Here is an 18,181-nt window from a genome sequence, read left to right as displayed (position 1 = left end):
TTTGCTCTGGCGTAAGCGATAAGGGTTTAACGGGGACTTAATTGACGCTGGGAAAGTTCAGAAGATATCGAGTGGCGGAAGATCACAGGAGTCGAACCTGCCGAGGACCGCTGGCGGCCCCATCTGGATTTGAAGTCCAGCCGCCCCACCGGGGACGATGATCTTCCATAGATATGATGATCTAAGTCGGTGATTATAGCGCGTTTATGGTAGCGCGCTATTCATTAGATCGAGCCGGTGGGTAAATCACGCGCCGAGACTGGCTAAATATAAATGTATCGCGGCACTGCAGGGTTAATAACTGACTTCGCCATATTTATCGCGGTGTTCTTTCGGTGTGATGGAATAGCCCTTTTTGAATACCGAATAGAAGTATTGCAGTGACGGGTAGCCACACATTTGCGAGATTTCATTGATGGGTAACGAGGTCGCAGAGAGTAGATTGCGCGCCCGATCCAACTTTTCTTCATGAATCACACCATGGATCGTCTGCCCAATATCGTCTTTAAAGCGTTTTTCCAGATTTGAGCGCGACATGCCGACCGCATCCAGCACCTGCTCAACCTTAATTCCTTTGCAAGCGTGATGACGAATGTAATGCATCGCCTGAATAACGGCGGGATCGCGCAGCGAGCGAAAATCTGTTGAACGACGGGCGATAACTTTGACTGGCGGTACCAAAATCCGCTGCAACGGCTGCATCTCTTGCTGCTTTTGACGTTGGTTTAAGCGTTGGTGCAGCAACTTAGCCGCCCGATACCCCATCTGCCGCGTGCCTTGCGCCACTGAAGAAAGCGCGACACGTGACAAATAGCGCGTTAGCTCTTCATTATCGATGCCAATGACACTCAGTTTTTCTGGGACGGCAATATCCAGATGTTCGCACACTTGCAATAAATGACGCGCACGTGCATCTGTCACCGCAATAATCCCCGTCTGATGAGGAAGAGTCTGGACCCAATCAGCCAGCCGATTTTGGGTGTATTGCCAGTTAGCCGGTGCCGTAGCCATCCCTTGGTAGACCACACCCTGATATTGCTCCGCCGCCACTAATTGACGGAAGGCATATTCCCGCTCTTGCGCCCAGCGTTTATCACTGCTGGCGGGAAGGCCGTAAAAAGCAAAACGGTTTAGCCCCTTCTCTTTGAGATGCATAAATGCAGCCTCGACCAAGGCTCGGTTATCCGTCGCAATATAATCAACTGCCGGATAGTCCTCCGGCTGATGATATGACCCGCCAACACCGATAATAGGGACATCGACATTCACCAGCAGTTGCTCTATCTGTCGATCATCAAAATCAGCAATAACACCATCCCCCAACCAATCGCGGATGTTATCGATACGACAGCGAAAATCCTCTTCGATAAAAATATCCCAGTCACATTGTGAAGCCTGCAAATACTCACCGACGCCTTCCACCACTTGCCGGTCGTACACTTTGTTAGCGTTAAACAGCAAGGTTATCCGGTAGCGTTTCTCAAACATGGGAGTGGCTCCTGAAGTGGGGGGATATCGACACTGAATCGGTAGAGAGATCAATGCAGTATGGCATTGATCTCTCTGCGAGGGGGGCGGATTAAACTCGGCGTTTTGTGGCTGAATCCATCCATACCGCCAGCAGCAAAATCGCGCCTTTGACAATGTACTGCCAGAACGTCGGCACATCTAGCATGCTCATCCCATTGTCGAGAGAAGCCATAATAAATGCGCCCATTACAGCGCCCGCGACACTGCCGATACCGCCAGCAAGGCTAGTGCCACCGATGACACACGCGGCAATGGCATCCAGTTCAGCAATGTTACCCGCCGAAGGTGAGCCAGCGCCCAGACGTGAACTGAGAATTAAGCCCGCGATAGCGACCATCAAGCCATTGATTGCAAATACCGCCAATTTAGTGCGCTCGACATTCACCCCTGACAAACGGGCAGCATCGATATTGCCACCAATAGCGTAAATCCGGCGGCCAAATGCAGTACGGGTCGCCATAAATATCCCGACCAGCATCAGCGCCGTCAAAATCAATACCGGTGTAGGGACGCCGCGATAATCATTCAATAAATATATTGCGCCAAGAACGATAACGGCGGTGATAGATTGGCGCGTCACATCCCCTTGTGGCGCGGCGACAGGCAAACCGAGCCGGATGCGGTTGCTGCGCCGATGCCACTGCCAAGCCACAAAGAGCATCAAGCCAATCGCACCAATGCCGAACCCAAGGCCATTAGACAGGTAACTTTGGCCGATTTGCGACATCGCATTACTGGTTGGTGAGACGGTGGTGCCGTTGGTGATACCAATCAAGATGCCACGAAAAGCCAGCATCCCCGCCAGCGTGACGATAAACGAAGGCACTTTGCGATACGCGACCCACCAACCGTTCCATGCCCCCAGTACCAACCCTAAAGCCAACGTGACCACGATGGTTAGCGGAAGCGGCCAACCGAGCCAGACGTCAAAAATAGCAGCGGCTCCGCCTAATAACCCCATCATCGACCCCACGGACAAATCGATTTCCGCAGAAATAATGACAAACACCATTCCCACCGCGAGGATGCCGGTGATCGCCGTTTGGCGCAGTAGATTCGAAATATTTCTGGCGCTGAGATAGGCCCCTTCAGTGGTGAACGTAAAGAACAACATAATGATGGCGATGGCAGCCAACATCACAAAAACTTGCAAATTCACGGACTTTAGCCGAAAAAATGGCTTTTTTTCGCCATTTTCGGATGCATTAACATCAGATTGATTAGCTTGCGACATGGGTTTCACTCCTGAGTGCGGCTTCCATGACCTGTTCTTGAGTCAGGTTCTGGTTAATGAGATCGGCTTTGATGCGCCCCTGATGCATCACCAGCACTCGATCACTTAATCCCAAGACCTCCGGCAGTTCAGAGGAAATCACAATAACCGCAATCCCCTGTTGGACCAATTGGTTGATAAGTTTATAAATTTCATATTTTGCGCCGATATCAATACCGCGCGTCGGTTCATCGAGGATTAAAATCCGTGGGTTAAGCAGCAGGCATTTCGCCAAGATGGCTTTTTGCTGGTTGCCGCCACTGAGCCGAGCTATCGCCAGCTCAGAAGAAGAGGTTTTGACTTTTAGCCGCGCCAAAGACTGCACAATGGTGGATTGCTCTTTAGCATCATCCAACACGCTCAACGTGCCGGTAAAATCTGCTAATGCCGCCAGTGTGATATTGGCCCCAACCCCCATTACGGGCACGATGCCATCTTTTTTGCGGTCTTCCGGCACCATGGCAATACCCAATTTCATGGCTTGCTGACAATTGCTGACGGTGACGGCTTTGCCATCAATAAAGATATCGCCCTGCCAGCGGCCCGGATAGACGCCAAACAGGCATTGTACTGTTTCTGTTCTGCCCGACCCCACTAACCCTGCCACCCCTAATATCTCCCCCTTTTTCAAGGAGAAAGAGACGTCATCGACTCGGCGAATATGGCGGTTGACCGGATGCCAAGCGCACAGATTTTCCACCCGAAGAATTTCCTCGCCGATGTTGTGTGCTTCATGGGGATACAACTCTTTTAGCTCGCGGCCCACCATCATCGCGATGATGTCATCCTCGCTCATACTGGCCGCAGAACGCGTGCCGATATGGCGGCCATCGCGGATCACACATATATGATCCGATATCGCTTTCACTTCGTTAAGTTTGTGCGAAATATAGATGCAAGCAATACCGTGATTGCGTAGGTCACGGATAATATCCAGCAAAATAGCCGTTTCACTTTCCGTCAGTGAGGCCGTGGGTTCATCCAGCACCAGCAGCCGAACTTGCTTATTCAGTGCTTTCGCAATTTCGACCAACTGTTGCTGTCCAAGGCCCAATTCACCGACCGGCGTATAGGGATCGACGGCTAATTTAACCTGTGCCAGCATCCGTTGGCAGCGGAGATACATGGCGTCGAAATCCATGATGCCGTACCGACCCCATTCTGAGCCGAGGAACATGTTCTCCAGCACGGACATTTGTTTCACTAACGCCAATTCCTGATGAATTATCGCAACACCTTTTTGCTCGGTTTCACGAATATTTTTGGCCTGAAGCGTTTCACCCGCAAAAATTATTTCCCCTTGATAGGTACCTGTAGGGTAAATACCACATAACACTTTCATTAGTGTGGATTTCCCCGAGCCATTCTCGCCGCATAGCGATAATACCTGCCCAGCCTCCAGTGTCAGGCTGATATTATCAACGGCTTTAACGACACCAAACTGCTTGGTGATATTTTTCATTTCGAGTAGGTAGGGCATAATTCCCCCATATACCCTGCGGCTTCAAGTTCGCAGGGTATATTATTGGCAATAACCAGATGAATAATCCATTCGATTAACAGCGTATTAGATTTTCAGCCCGTTAGATTAATATCTGACAGATTAATGGTCTATCTGATTAGCAATAATCTATTAATTACGTTAATCGTTCAATTCATCGGCTGTTTATTGAAAATAACTTCCGCGTCGTTAATTAATAAACATCTGTTTTTTTGTGGAATCCATCGGCGATAATGGTACTGTCAATATTATTTTTATCGACTTGGATCGGTGTTAACAAATAAGCGGGCACGTCTTTAATGCCATTATTTAATTGACTGTTTGCTTTAGGTTGCTCACCTTTACCCAAACTGACGGCAATTTCAGCCGCGTCATTGGCTAACTTAGTGATGGGCTTATAGACGGTCATGGTTTGCGTACCGGCAACGATACGTTTTATTGCTGCCAGATCAGCATCCTGACCAGAAATAGCCACTTTACCCGCCAAACCTTGTGCGGCTAATGCTTGAATAGCCCCGCCAGCAGTCGCGTCATTCGATGCCACCACCGCATCAATTTTATTATTGTTGGCCGTGAGCGCATTTTCCATGATTTTTAACGCATTCTCAGGTAACCATGCGTCAACCCATTGGTCGCCGACAATTTTGATTTTACCTTCTTTAATCAGTGGATTAAGTACTGTCATCTGCCCTTGGCGGAACAATTTGGCGTTGTTATCTACCGGTGATCCCCCCATCAAGAAGTAATTACCTTGTGGCACCCGTTCAACCAAACTTTTGGCTTGTAATTCACCCACTTTTTCATTATCGAATGAGATATAAAAATCAATATCCGCATTATTAATCATACGGTCATAGGCCAATACTTTTATCCCTTCCCGTTTAGCTTCAGCAATCACATTACTGAGTACTTGCCCGTTATAAGGAATAATAACCAGCACATCGACACCACGGTTAATCATATTTTCAATCTGCGACATTTGTGTTTCTTCATTGCCGTTTGCGGATTGAACAAATACTTTAGCGCCGAGTGATTCAGCTTTGTTAACAAAAATATCGCGGTCTTTCTGCCAGCGCTCAAGACGAAGATCGTCTATCGCCATGCCGATTTTAATTTCTTTACTGAATCCTGGCTGACTAAACATCACCAGTGCGGCACATGCGGAGAGTAAAATGTTCTTAAATTTCATCTTTCGGTACCTTTCTTATTGTGCAAGCAGGGTAAGAGAAACGGTAAACATCAACTGCAATAGGGATTGTTGACGCTTATTTGCACATCGGCAATTACAGATTTTCATCCACCAATTATGTTTTTTGGTTTAATGTTAATTTTATGATAACGATCATGTTTTCTTCCCTGTGAAATGCATAATTCGGCAAAGAGATGTTATCCACATAATGATTATTAAGCCGTTTTTATCATTATTCGGTTATTTATGAGATCTACGCCACAATTAATAATTCTCTGAATTTGAGTGTGAAATAACGTAATTGAGAGAATAACAAACAACTCCGAAGATAAAAGCTCACTAGCCCAATTATGCGGGCCAGCTTCCAAGGAGTATTGCATGCAATCTTATTTTGATGAATTAGAACAAGTGCGTTACGAAGGCAGCCAAAGCGCTAATCCATTGGCGTTTCATCACTACAATCCGGATGAAATTATCCTTGGTAAGCGTATGGCCGACCACCTACGATTCGCGGCCTGTTACTGGCATACCTTCTGCTGGGGCGGAGCCGATATGTTCGGCAGTAATGCCTTTGATCGCCCATGGCAACAACCCGGCGATGCACTCGCGCTGGCAAAACACAAAGCCGATATCGCTTTTGAGTTTTTCCATAAACTCAATGTGCCTTACTACTGCTTCCATGATGTGGATGTCTCACCTGAAGGCGCATCCTTAAAAGAGTATCTGAGTAATTTTGCCGCCATGACCGATGTATTGGCTGAGAAACAAGAAAGCAGCGGCGTAAAATTATTATGGGGCACCGCTAACTGCTTCACCCACCCACGTTATGGTGCAGGGGCTGCCACGAATCCAGATCCCGAAGTTTTCAGTTGGGCGGCAACCCAAGTCTTCACTGCCATGAATGCAACGCAAAAACTCGGCGGCGAAAACTATGTGTTATGGGGTGGCCGTGAAGGTTATGAGTCCCTGCTAAATACCGATTTACGCCAAGAGCGTGAGCAAATTGGCCGCTTTATGCAGATGGTGGTTGAGCATAAGCATAAAATTGGTTTCCAAGGCACGCTGCTGATCGAGCCAAAACCGCAGGAGCCGACCAAGCACCAATACGATTATGATGTCGCAACGGTTTACGGGTTCCTCAAGCAGTTCGGGCTGGAAAAAGAGATTAAAGTTAACATTGAAGCCAACCATGCCACCTTGGCTGGGCACTCTTTCCATCATGAGATTGCCAGTGCGATTGCATTGGGTATTTTCGGTTCCGTCGATGCTAACCGTGGCGATCCACAATTGGGTTGGGATACCGACCAGTTCCCAAACAGCGTGGAAGAAAATGCGCTAGTGATGTTCGAAATTCTCAAGGCAGGTGGTTTTACCACCGGTGGCTTGAATTTTGATGCCAAAGTGCGCCGCCAAAGTACGGATAAATATGACTTGTTCTACGGTCATATTGGGGCGATGGATACCATGGCATTGGCACTGAAAATTGCCGCCAAAATGATTGAAGATGGCCAATTAGATCAACAAGTTGCCAAGCGCTATGCCGGTTGGAGCACTGAGTTGGGCCAACAGATTCTGAAAGGGAAAATGTCGCTAGAAGATCTGGCGCGTTATGCTGCTCAACAAAATCTGAATCCTCGTCACCAAAGCGGTCATCAGGAGTTACTGGAAAATCAAGTTAACCGCTATATCTTCGGTTAATGCTCGATCGGTGACCGGCAGATATTCCTCTCGAGCTTGGCGTTGCCGTGAGTTAACGGCAGCGCCAAGTTCTGGACGAACGATTTGATGAATCGATAACGGATTTGTTCAGGGCATTTCAGAAGAGGAGATTACATGTATATTGGCATCGATCTGGGTACTTCCGGCGTCAAAGCCATCCTACTGGCCGAAAACGGTCAAGTCATTGCGAGCCAAAGTGCGGCATTGTCTGTCTCGCGCCCCCATCCTTTATGGTCTGAACAAAACCCTGCCGATTGGTGGCAGGCAACCGATCAGGCGATGCAATCACTTGCCGCCACACATGATTTACAACAGGTAAAAGCCCTTGGGCTGACGGGGCAAATGCATGGTGCGACCTTACTGGACAAGCAGCATCAAGTGCTGCGTCCGGCTATTTTGTGGAATGATGGTCGCAGTTTTGCGCAGTGCCATGCATTAGAGGCCGCAGTACCCGCGTCGCGCCAAATTACGGGCAACCTAATGATGCCGGGCTTTACTGCACCGAAGCTAAAATGGCTAGCAGAGCATGAACCCGAGGTCTTCAACCGCATCAATAAAGTCCTGCTACCCAAAGATTATCTGCGTTTTCTGATCAGTGGCGACTTTGCCAGCGATATGTCGGATGCCGCAGGTACCCTGTGGCTGGATGTGGCTAAGCGTGACTGGAGTGATGACATGCTGGCCGCCTGCGATTTAAGCCGGCAGCACATGCCAATGCTGTTTGAAGGTAGCCAGATTACGGGCCATGTCCGCGCTGAAATTGCGCAGCGTTGGGGCATTAACACCATACCGGTTGTCGCCGGTGGTGGCGATAATGCAGCGGGTGCGATAGGCGTTGGTTTGTACCAGGCAGGTCAGGCGATGCTGTCATTGGGAACATCTGGCGTCTATTTCGCGGTTAGCGACGGTTTTCTCAGTAATCCGGCCAGTGCCGTTCACAGTTTTTGTCATGCATTGCCAAATACATGGCATTTGATGTCCGTGATGCTCAGTGCAGCCTCCTGTCTGGATTGGGCCTGCCAACTCACGGGCGTCGAGAGTGTGCCCGCCCTCATTAATGAAGTGGAAAATACCCTTCCCGCGACGACCCCAGTTTGGTTCCTGCCCTATCTTTCGGGCGAGCGCACACCACATAACAATCCCAATGCCAAAGGGGCATTCTGGGGCTTTACCCACGAACATGGCCGAGCAGATTTAGCCCGAGCGGTGTTGGAAGGGGTAGGATTTGCTTTGGCCGATGGAATGGATGCCTTGCATGCCAGTGGGTTACAGCCGAAATCGGTCACCTTGATAGGCGGTGGTGCGCGTAGCGCCTATTGGCGGCAGATGCTAGCCGATATCAGTGGTCAGACTCTGGAATATCGCACTGGTGGTGATGTTGGCCCAGCGCTAGGTGCAGCACGGCTGGCACAAATTGCGTTGAATCCGCACCAATCTTTAGCGGATTTATTACCCGCACTGCCACTGGAACAGACCCATATTCCGGATACACAACGACATCAAGACTACGCTGCTCGTCGGATAATCTTTAAAAAGCTCTATCAACAATTGGAGCCATTATGCTTTTAGGTCGATGAACATCACGAGGCACATCAATAACTGAATAGACCAATAACGACAAGGGGCGGTGAGATATCCTCTCTCTGCCCCTTGTTTACATCAGGAATAGTGAATATTAGTAATAGTTAATCTTCACAATGGCCGTCGCATCAAATTGGCCCAATTGCACGGTTTGACCTGCAATTGAATTTAAGCTGGCGGTATACCCTTTTGTCACCTGAGTAACATTGTTTAACTCAGCAAAATTCGCATACTGATTGTAAACAATCGCCTGATTAGCATCGTTATATATCGTGAGTTTGGTGCCATTTCGCATATCAACCGCATTGTTACCAATTAATGGATTGGTCGTGGTAAATTCGGCTTGAATAGAAAAATTGGATAAACAGCCTTGCTTCACTGCCGTGATGGAAAAAGGCTGACTAATATTATTCCCCGTGTTTTGCAGTAACGTCCGATTGAAAACGCCAAAGTTCACAATTTGTGATGCCGGAGAAACCACTAAATCCGCACCACAGGCAATAAAGCGTGCTCCCGTTAATCCCGACAAAGCATAACGTAAATTCTTCGCGCCTGGCCATAGATTCAAACCGCCTGAACCATCAAGCTGGAATACCGTAAAATTATCTGCGCCAACATAATAACCACTTGAAGGCGGATTACCGGTAACTTTAATGTATAACCGGAAAGTTACCGTCACTGTGACGTTTTGCCCTGTTCTTATTGGGGTTGTATTGGTATTTAAGCGGGCCGAGTTGGTTTCTAAGTCTTGGCCATTATAACTGACACCTAATTGCAAACCCTGTCCTAATGATTGGTGTAGCGGATTAAAGTAAAACCACACCTGATCGGTTACTGACCCTAAAACATTATCGCAATAGGCCGTGACCGTAATATCATTTGATTGCCAAACTTTCGTCCCTGCGGGCACATTCGAAGGGATGGCTAATTGCCCGATAGGGATAGCCGGCTTAATCACAGTGCCCGTGCCTTTCTCAACGCAATCGAGCGCATATACGGCTTGTGAAAACAGCAGTGCCGCGAATAAAGTCACGAACAAGCCGCCTAGCTGGCCCATTTTATTTAAAATCACATGAGTCATTGTTATTCCTTTTCTGGGCCAGAGACGGATCGCATCTGTTATTTTTTCTTTTCAGCGGGCTGAATTTGGCAATCGACCGCAGAGCAATTAAACGTGCGCATTTTCATGCCACCAAAATCGTCCATATAGCCAATGGTGTAATGGCTACCACTGTAACCTGGCGTCTTAACCGTCTCGGTGCCAAAAGGCGCAATCATAACGCTATCGAAGCCCGGGAAATTGCCGCGATTGTCCTGACTTAAATAGCCCAACGTAATGTAATACGGCGTCGGGTTATTGATTTTGAGGCTTTCACCTTGCTTAGTGAGTTGTAATTTTTCCTGCCAGACATTGTTGTAATCCGCTTTGATTGCTGACGGTCGGTAAAATAATTTCACTCTGCTTTGGATAGCAATTTGTACCACATTAGACATATCACTTTTCGGCGGCACTTCCCGCACATTGAAATAGAATAATGTTTCACGGTCCGTCGGTAGTTTACTGACGTCAGCGAGCTTCATTATGCGAACCTGACTTTTTTGCCCGGCATCGATTCGTTGCATCGGCGGTAATGCCGCCAGCGGACTATCCACTTTCTGCCCTGCACTGTCTTCTATCCAAGACTGCGCCAGATAAGGGGAAGTAGTACTCTGGTTCACCAAAATAATACTGGCAGATTTGTCAGTATCATTAAAAACAATCCGCGTGCGATCCAGATTTATCGCGGCCTCACTCACTAGGGAGGTCAACAATAATGTGACGCCGACCAAGGCGGTACTCAATGGCCCGTTTTTTCGGGTACAGGTAGGGTTATTCATATTTTTCATGTTCTATTTCACTCTAATTTTTACGGCTATGCTGTGATTAAAAATTGTCATCAATCTTAGTTTTCGGTCAAACGCTGGAAATAATGAGTCAAATTTCAAAGTAATTTTACCTTACTGACATGGAAGCAAAATCTTTCCTGAATTCATGTCACTATTTTTCGGTAAGACTATCTTGCACTGCTGCTTGCCCCATTGAACGGTTAAGTTTCCGCTCTCTTCTAATCCAGCTAAATAAGTTAATCCACCGTCACCGACAATACCCACCTCTGCACCATTTTTATCGGCAATAACCGATGCGCCTAATGGTGGGAAGCTGCCCTCTTTTTGGCGGATAATGGCCATAATTTGTTGGCCTTTTACCGCTCTTATTTCTCGGTAGCCTATCGCTCCTTCAGTCAGCGTTTTTTGAATAACCGTACTGTAAACCTCAATATCTTCCGGCAAACTTTGTACGTCGACTCGAACATCTGACTGCTGGTAGCTTGTAATGCCATTCACAACCGCAACACCAAATCGGTTAGTCATTGCGGAATTATTATTCAGAGACACGCCTGAAACATCACCGGTATCGATCATTATCCGTGGCTCATTACCTGATTTGTTTTGATGAGCGGAAATACCGTGGGCTGTCGCCGTTATCGAACCGTACCAGTTAGTATTCACTGAGTTGTATTCATTATTTTTATGGCTACCATCAATACCAAACTCACCATAAGGAGAGCGGTGCTGATATCCACCACGGAAAACGCCATTCCCTTGTTGCACTTCTGGGCTGGCACCACCGGCACTGACTCGCCAAATATTTCGTGGATCTTGGCTGTTGAAATAAGAAACGTTTTGCGAGTAGCCATTGTTTTTATCGTGCTGCGCGTCATAGCTCACTTGCTGCCCCGTCCCAATGGGCAGGCTGAATGAGAAGAAAACCTGATTCTCATTTTCGTATTGGTATTTCACTTTGTTGGCAGAAAGCGTTGCCGAAATTCCTTTAAATTCACCAATATCGAATATTTTGCTCACAGAAACACCGTAGTTATTACTGGAAGCATCATTCCAATACGTTTTATGGGTTGCCGAGAGATACATCGTGATATCTGGCCACGCTAAGTACTGGTTAGCGGTAACGGTGTATGTCTGCTTATCATTTTGTAGATAATCATTATTATTGAGCTGATCCAGATACTGGTTCATGCTCATGAAATTCTTTTCCGAGAAACGGTATCCGGCAAACGTAATCTGACTATTGGTCTGATCAAAACGTTTGGAATAGTTAACGCGATAACTTTCGCCGCTTTTTTTCGCTTCGTTGGGTAACTGAGCGCGCGAGTGCGTCACATCGACAGACAATGCGCCAAATTCATGCAAGTTCTGTCCGACACCCAAAGCAACGGCAGTGTAATCCTGTGATGTCGCTATCAGCCCGCCATACAAGGAAACATCATTAAATGCCCCCCACGACACCTCACCATTGAAAAAGTTGGGGTCACTAACCGAGTTATGACTGCCCTGCGTTGGGCGGCCCAACGCCGTTTTATAGCGAATAGCCCCTTTTCGGGTTAAAAATGGCACTGTCGCAGCACTAACCTGGAAAGTGGTGACTCGACCATCTTCCTCTTCAACTCGAACATCAATATTGCCCTGTACCGCTTCACTAATATCCTGAATAGCAAAGGGACCCGGCGCAACATTGGTTTGATAAAGCGTACGGCCATTCTGGCTCAACACCACTCTGGCATTGGTCCGCGCAATCCCGATGACCTGAGGCGCGTAGCCGCGCATCGTCGGTGGCAGCATGCGCTCATCACTGGAAAGCGATGCGCCAAGAAAACGAAATGAGTCAAAAATACTGGAGCTCAGGTAAGTTTGGCCCCCGACAAATTTAGCCCCTATCGAAGGGATGGCGCGAAAAGCATAAACTTGCGACCAGTTAAAGTTGCTGTATTGCGAACCGCTAGTTTCATTATTAATATATTGGTAGTCAGCACGAATACGCCATGGACCCATATTGGCCCCCGCCGTTCCGTAGCTACTAAAGTTTGTCGAACTATCACCGTGTTTCGGTGCATAGCGACTGCCAAAAAGGTTGTAATCTAATAGTGCACCCGTCACACCGTTATCCCATTGTGAAGGTGGCACCCAATTCGGATCACTATAAGCCAACCAAGCCTGCGGGATGGAAATAATTAAATATTGCTTCTCTTTATCGTAGGTTGCGGTTATTTCTTCTTTTTCATCAAGAGCAACACATTGACCGTCGTGCCATAATGTCAGTGACTCACGCACAGCGGGGGATAGACCTAATTGGTCAACTAATTCTGGGGACAGACATACTCTGCTTGATTTTCCCTCATCAATAGGTAAATAAGTGATTAAATAACTATTGGGTAATAATCGACCATTAATAAAAACATCGAGCAAGTAATTCCCTGGTGGGGTGTAATCACTAACTTCAAATCGAGAGAGATCGATATTATCGCGATCTTTTGCATCGATAATATTGGTATTAAATTCTACGGCCTCAGCCCATTGAGGCAAAAATAGACCCATGCCTGCCAATACAAATATTCGCACCATCCGAAAGATCATCTCTTTTCTTTTTGAATTGTATTTCATAAATAAATCAATGTCTTATGGAAAAATAGTCAATAAAGGGGAGTCTCCTCCCCTTTGGTTACAACTAGAATAAACAGCGATCCATGCTGTAGTTTCAGCACAAAGAATTAATATTACTTATAGTTCAATGCGTAAGTTGCTTGAGATACGATTGTCCCTGTCGTCACTGGAGCACCAGTTGCTTCAACACGCGCAGCAAATACGATCTGGTTAGGGCCGGTGACGAGGTTCACATCAGCACCTTTATCGCCCACTTTCAGCAGTGCGCCGTTAGTGTCAATCAGACGAATACCCGCGCCACCAGCGCTACCGGTGTTAGCCAGCAATGCAGGAGAAGTGGCATCAGAAACACCGCCGAAAGTAACGCTGACTTTTGATTGTGCTGGGTAGGTCACTGAACCCGCAGTTTGTTCAGTCAAATCACAGTCTTGCAGATCGATGCTGTACTGAACGTTTTGAGAATATTTATTCCCTGTTTCCAATACTTTATTCGCCACTTGTCCCATATCTACGTTGATGTCAGTAGAGTTTGGTGCGATGGAGCAAGGTGCATCAATTACAGTACCAGTGAAATGGATACGGCCATTACCTTCATCCGCAGCAAATGCCTGAGAAATGAAAGCTGAAGATGCCAACGCAATAACTAATGCACTTTTCTTGAAATTGAACATATTAAAAACCTTTATTTAAACACCACATATGAAGAAGTACGTTGATAAATGACTACCAACGACACGTCGTTATTATTGAAGAAAACAGCCATGAGAATTCTATTAATACAAATTAACAATGACATGATTGTAAATCATCAAATAATATTAATTATCAATTAGAAAAGCCGGCCAAAAATGAAATTTAAGAATTTAAAAGAGATAAACCTCTTAAATAACCATTAATTTGGCTCGGTGAAATATCATTTAAAAGTGAATGAAGTTCGCTTTTGTTATTTTCTTTCACACATTTTCTATGCGAGTGAAATATACGCGATCTTTTTATCTAGTAAAGCGTGTCTTTACGACCGAATAGACCGTCCATTTCATTTTAAATGGTGATTTATTCCATAAACACCCTATTGAATTGGGTTTTATCTCTGATTGATTGGCATTGAGCGAGGTTATAGTTCAAATAGTTTTGTAATCACAGATATTTATATAATCGTAACCAGATCGATAAATCAGAGCAATCTTTCTGGGTGGCGGAATATTCGTACATAATAAAACAAGACGATGCGATTTTATTGTATGAATATTCCTACACTTGTTATTAAATAGAATATAGTCGAAGATATAAATAAGATCATTGTATAAGAAGTATAGAACAACAAACGAAAATGGGAAATGAGTCCTTTTATTCCCCTATGATGGCCGGATTTGGCATTCCGTTTGAGTGAGAACCCTTGCATGATGGTTCCACACCCACACGGCGGAGGGCCGAAAATGACCAACAGCGCACTTTTGATAATCGATGTCCAACAATCATTCGAACATAGACCTTTTTGGCAGCAGCAAGATGTGCCCGCATTTTCTACTGCGCTCAATCAGCTCATTAGGGGCTGCAAGCTGCGCGGGGTCGCACTGGTGGATGTGTTTCATGTCGCACCTGAAGGCCCATTCTCACTGGCATCAGGCTATGTTAAGCCGATGGCACTGGTTTCCCATCAGGCAGATATTTCGGTACAAAAACGGGTACATAATGCGCTGACCGATTCAGGGCTGGATGAATGGTTAAAAGAAAGAAATATCGACCATTTGATTATTGCCGGTATGCGTACAGAGCAATGTTGTGAGACCACCGCGCGAGTCGCATCAGACTTGGGTTATCAGGTGACTTTTGTGACCGAGGCCACCCTGACCTTCCCCATGACACAGCCCAATGGCGTGGTGCTAAGCAGCTCAGAATTGAAACTGCGGACGGAAACGGTGTTAGTCGATCGGTTTGCTGCCATTCGGACTGTTGCCGAGACACTGGACGCTCTGGATTCACACCCTGTTGTCGCCACGACAGACAAAGCCGTCCATTGGCAACCACAACCTTATTTACCTCGGGCTATCACGCCTGCTGGCATTAAAATTCTTAATCAATGGCAATTAAAGCGTTATGTAATTCGCTATTCGCAGGCACAAGGTGCCACACCGGATTACACACCCGCTTATCAGCTCGTCGGACAATGGTTACCGACTGAGGCCGAAACCGTTAATCGCCCCGGAGTCGGCTTAGTGATTGAACATCAGGGAAAAACACTGAATTACTTGATTGTCGGATGGTGGGATAACGAGAATGAAATGCGGGTGAAAGTTTGGGTGCAAGAGCAAGGAATTTGGCGAGCAGCGCGGGATGAATCATTCTGTGTGTGGGATTTACAAGTAATGGCCTTTGAGCGCGACGCATTTGTTGATACTTTGCTACAGAATAAACCGGATATTCCGGCCTATATGAACCGCTATTTGACGGTGACTGTGGATTAACCATGCAACGAAATGTCTATTTTCTCTTGCTGCCCGGCGTGCTGTCGCTGGATTTAACTGGCCCTGCTGAAACTTTACGGCTGGCAGGGTCGTTTAATCTTTGCTACATCAGCCCACTACCAGAGGTCATGTCCTCCACTGGAATGCTGTTGGGCCAGTTGCAACCACTCCCCGACCACTTACCAGAAGGCAGTTTACTGGTGGTGCCAGGGGTGAGCGATTCTCGCCACTACTTTGCGACAGAAACGGCGGCGATAGCACGCCAGTGGTTACAACAGCAGAAAACAGCCATTGCGCAGCAAAAAACGATATTGGTCTGTGTGTGTTCTGGGTCATTGCTGGCTGCGCAAGCAGGGTTACTGGACGGTTATCAATGCACCACTCACCACCATGTGCTTGAGCGTTTGCGTCAACAGGCACCTGCGGCGCAAACCAAAGAAAACCGTATTTTTGTCGAAGATCGCAGCGTGTATACCAGTGCGGGGATCACGGCAGGGATTGATCTCGCATTGCATCTGATTAGCCGTTATTGCAGCCCGCAAGTCGCACTAGAGGTCGCGCGGGAGATGGTGGTTTATTTTCGCCGTTCTGGCGATGACCCACAGCTTTCACCTTGGCTGCGTTATCGTAATCATCTCCATCCCGCTGTACACCGCGCGCAAGATGTGATGTCAGCGGAGCCGCAAGCGGAGTGGTCATTACAGCAAGTGGCGCAGAAAGCCCATGTCAGCAGCCGCCATTTAACCCGCCTATTTCGCGAACATGTCGGTATCAGCGTGCGTGAGTTCCACGAGCAATTGCGGGTAGCGGTCGCGCAAGTGCGACTGCAAGAAGGGTTTAATGTTGAAAAAGCCGCACTGGCAGCCGGTTTTTCCTCCGGTCGCCAGCTACGGCGCGCACAACAGCGCGGACAGGCGGGGATTAGCTGACCAAACGCCGCCGGTCAATGCGCTGCAATCCCATCGACAGTAAGGTGCTCAAGCCCAGTGCCAGCGCGAAGACATAGAAAATATCCAGTATCGGATAGGCGGTAAAGTCGTAATGATGGGTGCGAATGAAATGAATAATCAGCGCATGAAAACCATAAATCGCCAATGAATGTCCTGCCAGCCAACTTAGCCAGCTAATTTGCTGATTAAGGCAGTTTTTAAACCATACCAGTAACGATACCGACGCCACAAAGACGAGTGGGCCGCAGTACATATAGAAAGTATCCGCAAAACTGCCATTAATCCGCGTCTGCTTTTCCGTTGAGATCGCAATCAATATGACGCTCAGGATAAACAACGCAGCCGCACTCCAACTGATGATTCGCCCCTGTGTTTCCAGCATCCCAATCGCCCGCCCTAAAAGGGCGTAGAGCAAGTAATAAAAGGTATCACCGTAGATATAGAGGTTGATCGGCAGGATATGAAAACCGCCTATCGAAAACTTAGTGGTCTGCGGATTGGCGAACACGGCGAGCAGCAAAATGAGCACAGCGAGATAACGACCAGTGACGGGTTTGACGTTAATCAGCGGTGATACCAGATAAACCACGATGATGGCGTAGAAAAACCACAGGTGATAAAACACCGGTTTTTGCAGGATATTTTTCAGCGATGCCCAACCGTCGATAGGGGTCAGTGTCGAGATATAGATCAATGCAACCACGCTGTAGAACAGCAGACACAACCCGATACGGGTGAAGTGCTTTTGCTTTGCACTTTTTTCGCCGAAAAACAGGTAGCCCGAGATCATAAAGAACAGCGGCACACAGGCACGGGAGAGGGAATTCAGCAGATTGGCAGCATCCCAATTGACTTCCCCTACCCGCGCACCACTGGTCACGTAATAGGTCGTGGCATGGATCATCACTACCATAATGCAAGCCACCGCCCGCAGATTATCAATCCAGCCAATCTTATTGGTCATGCATACTCTCGACTGCCTTAAAGTGAGTCTGAAAACAATTACGGCACGAATAATAACGTAAGTTTTGGGATATAGACACAGAGAGGGGTTAGATGGCGCACTGGCTTTCGGTTAAGTGTTGGATCAGGTTTCGGCTGAGAGAAGAATGGATCGAAACTTAACCAAATTCATCGCCAGTTTCTTGATTCCCGATCACCGCCTCTGTCATTTTCTTACATTTCCATCCTGCAAATAACTACACCACACAATATTGAGCAGACGAATGTCACATCTCGTCCCGACGAGCAAAAATAACTTGTGATTAACATCACATTTTCAAAACAAACCAACCCATCACAAATGTGATTTAAGTCACTCTTTATTGACTTTCTAGCTCAAAAAAACGCCGATGTGACTTTCTTACAGCCCAATAGTGTGATCGCCATCAACAAATTGACCCGTATGGAGGGGGTGTTGATGTGATATGCATCACACAAAACCCGTGAGCTACGCGTGAATAAAGGAGCGTGCTA

At 47.1% G+C, this 18,181-nt stretch carries 13 protein-coding genes and 1 tRNA gene; 4 read left to right on the top strand and 10 right to left on the bottom strand.

The window, feature by feature from the left end:
- Positions 1-72: 72 nt before the first annotated feature.
- From BN68_RS24035 to xylF, 5 genes are all read right to left on the bottom strand, one after another.
- Positions 73-167, bottom strand: a tRNA-Sec gene (locus BN68_RS24035).
- Positions 168-294: 127 nt separating this feature from the next.
- Positions 295-1,488 (bottom strand): D-xylose utilization transcriptional activator XylR, encoded by a 1,194-nt coding sequence (gene xylR / locus BN68_RS18705; RefSeq protein ID WP_019212713.1) that lies wholly within the window; start codon positions 1,486-1,488, stop codon positions 295-297.
- Positions 1,489-1,579: 91 nt separating this feature from the next.
- On the bottom strand, positions 1,580-2,764 hold the full coding sequence (gene xylH, locus BN68_RS18700; RefSeq protein ID WP_019212712.1) for a xylose ABC transporter permease XylH: 1,185 nt from the start codon (positions 2,762-2,764) through the stop codon (positions 1,580-1,582).
- On the bottom strand, positions 2,751-4,283 hold the full coding sequence (locus tag BN68_RS18695) for a xylose ABC transporter ATP-binding protein (protein ID WP_019212711.1): 1,533 nt from the start codon (positions 4,281-4,283) through the stop codon (positions 2,751-2,753). Before BN68_RS18695 ends, xylH begins: the two co-directional genes overlap by 14 nt.
- A gap of 214 nt (positions 4,284-4,497) precedes the next feature.
- The gene (xylF, locus tag BN68_RS18690; RefSeq protein WP_019212710.1) at positions 4,498-5,493 is read right to left on the bottom strand and encodes a D-xylose ABC transporter substrate-binding protein; all 996 of its coding nucleotides are present in this window, start codon (positions 5,491-5,493) and stop codon (positions 4,498-4,500) included.
- Between the two features lie 378 nt (positions 5,494-5,871).
- On the opposite strand from xylF, the gene xylA reads away from it, so the two are divergent.
- Together xylA and xylB are read left to right on the top strand one after the other, a co-directional pair.
- Positions 5,872-7,191, top strand: coding sequence for a xylose isomerase (xylA, locus tag BN68_RS18685; RefSeq protein ID WP_019212709.1), 1,320 nt, complete (start codon positions 5,872-5,874; stop codon positions 7,189-7,191).
- 135 nt (positions 7,192-7,326) lie between these two features.
- Entirely contained in the window at positions 7,327-8,781 is a 1,455-nt protein-coding gene (xylB, locus tag BN68_RS18680) for a xylulokinase (RefSeq protein WP_019212708.1), read from the top strand.
- A 106-nt stretch (positions 8,782-8,887) separates the two neighbouring features.
- On the opposite strand, the gene BN68_RS18675 is transcribed toward xylB, so the two are convergent.
- The 4 genes from BN68_RS18675 to BN68_RS18660 form a co-directional block, all read right to left on the bottom strand.
- Complete coding sequence (locus tag BN68_RS18675) at positions 8,888-9,874, bottom strand: fimbrial protein (RefSeq protein WP_019212707.1); 987 nt, start codon at positions 9,872-9,874, stop codon at positions 8,888-8,890.
- Positions 9,875-9,912: 38 nt separating this feature from the next.
- Positions 9,913-10,680, bottom strand: a complete 768-nt coding sequence (locus BN68_RS18670) for a fimbrial biogenesis chaperone (protein WP_019212706.1) — start codon at positions 10,678-10,680, stop codon at positions 9,913-9,915.
- Positions 10,681-10,791: 111 nt separating this feature from the next.
- On the bottom strand, positions 10,792-13,251 hold the full coding sequence (locus BN68_RS18665) for a fimbria/pilus outer membrane usher protein (protein WP_226720534.1): 2,460 nt from the start codon (positions 13,249-13,251) through the stop codon (positions 10,792-10,794).
- A gap of 152 nt (positions 13,252-13,403) precedes the next feature.
- Positions 13,404-13,961 carry a fimbrial protein gene (locus BN68_RS18660; protein ID WP_019212704.1) on the bottom strand — a complete coding sequence of 186 codons (558 nt, stop codon included), beginning with the start codon at positions 13,959-13,961 and terminating at the stop codon, positions 13,404-13,406.
- 765 nt (positions 13,962-14,726) lie between these two features.
- On the opposite strand from BN68_RS18660, the gene BN68_RS18655 reads away from it, so the two are divergent.
- Together BN68_RS18655 and BN68_RS18650 are read left to right on the top strand one after the other, a co-directional pair.
- On the top strand, positions 14,727-15,755 hold the full coding sequence (locus BN68_RS18655) for an isochorismatase family protein (protein WP_019212703.1): 1,029 nt from the start codon (positions 14,727-14,729) through the stop codon (positions 15,753-15,755).
- Positions 15,756-15,757: 2 nt separating this feature from the next.
- Positions 15,758-16,684, top strand: coding sequence for a GlxA family transcriptional regulator (locus tag BN68_RS18650; RefSeq protein WP_019212702.1), 927 nt, complete (start codon positions 15,758-15,760; stop codon positions 16,682-16,684).
- Here BN68_RS18650 and BN68_RS18645 read toward each other — a convergent pair.
- Positions 16,677-17,669 carry an acyltransferase gene (locus BN68_RS18645; protein ID WP_019212701.1) on the bottom strand — a complete coding sequence of 331 codons (993 nt, stop codon included), beginning with the start codon at positions 17,667-17,669 and terminating at the stop codon, positions 16,677-16,679. The genes BN68_RS18650 and BN68_RS18645 overlap by 8 nt on opposite strands.
- Positions 17,670-18,181 lie beyond the last annotated feature (512 nt).

The organism is Yersinia massiliensis CCUG 53443, assembly GCF_000312485.1.
In the GTDB taxonomy this organism is placed as follows: domain Bacteria; phylum Pseudomonadota; class Gammaproteobacteria; order Enterobacterales; family Enterobacteriaceae; genus Yersinia; species Yersinia massiliensis.
The sequence above is the reverse complement of the archived record's forward strand: the minus strand, read 5'-3'. Positions and strand labels throughout refer to the sequence as shown.

Excerpts from the sequence above, each read along its gene's own strand:
- xylA (WP_019212709.1), top strand. The coding sequence starts at position 5,872 with ATGCAATCTTATTTTGATGAATTAGAACAAGTGCGTTACGAAGGCAGC.
- xylF (WP_019212710.1), bottom strand. The coding sequence starts at position 5,493 with ATGAAATTTAAGAACATTTTACTCTCCGCATGTGCCGCACTGGTGATG.
- BN68_RS18645 (WP_019212701.1), bottom strand. The coding sequence starts at position 17,669 with ATGACCAATAAGATTGGCTGGATTGATAATCTGCGGGCGGTGGCTTGC.
- xylH (WP_019212712.1), bottom strand. The coding sequence starts at position 2,764 with ATGTCGCAAGCTAATCAATCTGATGTTAATGCATCCGAAAATGGCGAA.
- BN68_RS18665 (WP_226720534.1), bottom strand. The coding sequence starts at position 13,251 with ATGGTGCGAATATTTGTATTGGCAGGCATGGGTCTATTTTTGCCTCAA.
- BN68_RS18675 (WP_019212707.1), bottom strand. The coding sequence starts at position 9,874 with ATGACTCATGTGATTTTAAATAAAATGGGCCAGCTAGGCGGCTTGTTC.
- BN68_RS18695 (WP_019212711.1), bottom strand. The coding sequence starts at position 4,283 with ATGCCCTACCTACTCGAAATGAAAAATATCACCAAGCAGTTTGGTGTC.
- BN68_RS18650 (WP_019212702.1), top strand. The coding sequence starts at position 15,758 with ATGCAACGAAATGTCTATTTTCTCTTGCTGCCCGGCGTGCTGTCGCTG.
- BN68_RS18655 (WP_019212703.1), top strand. The coding sequence starts at position 14,727 with ATGACCAACAGCGCACTTTTGATAATCGATGTCCAACAATCATTCGAA.
- xylR (WP_019212713.1), bottom strand. The coding sequence starts at position 1,488 with ATGTTTGAGAAACGCTACCGGATAACCTTGCTGTTTAACGCTAACAAA.
- xylB (WP_019212708.1), top strand. The coding sequence starts at position 7,327 with ATGTATATTGGCATCGATCTGGGTACTTCCGGCGTCAAAGCCATCCTA.
- BN68_RS18670 (WP_019212706.1), bottom strand. The coding sequence starts at position 10,680 with ATGAAAAATATGAATAACCCTACCTGTACCCGAAAAAACGGGCCATTG.
- BN68_RS18660 (WP_019212704.1), bottom strand. The coding sequence starts at position 13,961 with ATGTTCAATTTCAAGAAAAGTGCATTAGTTATTGCGTTGGCATCTTCA.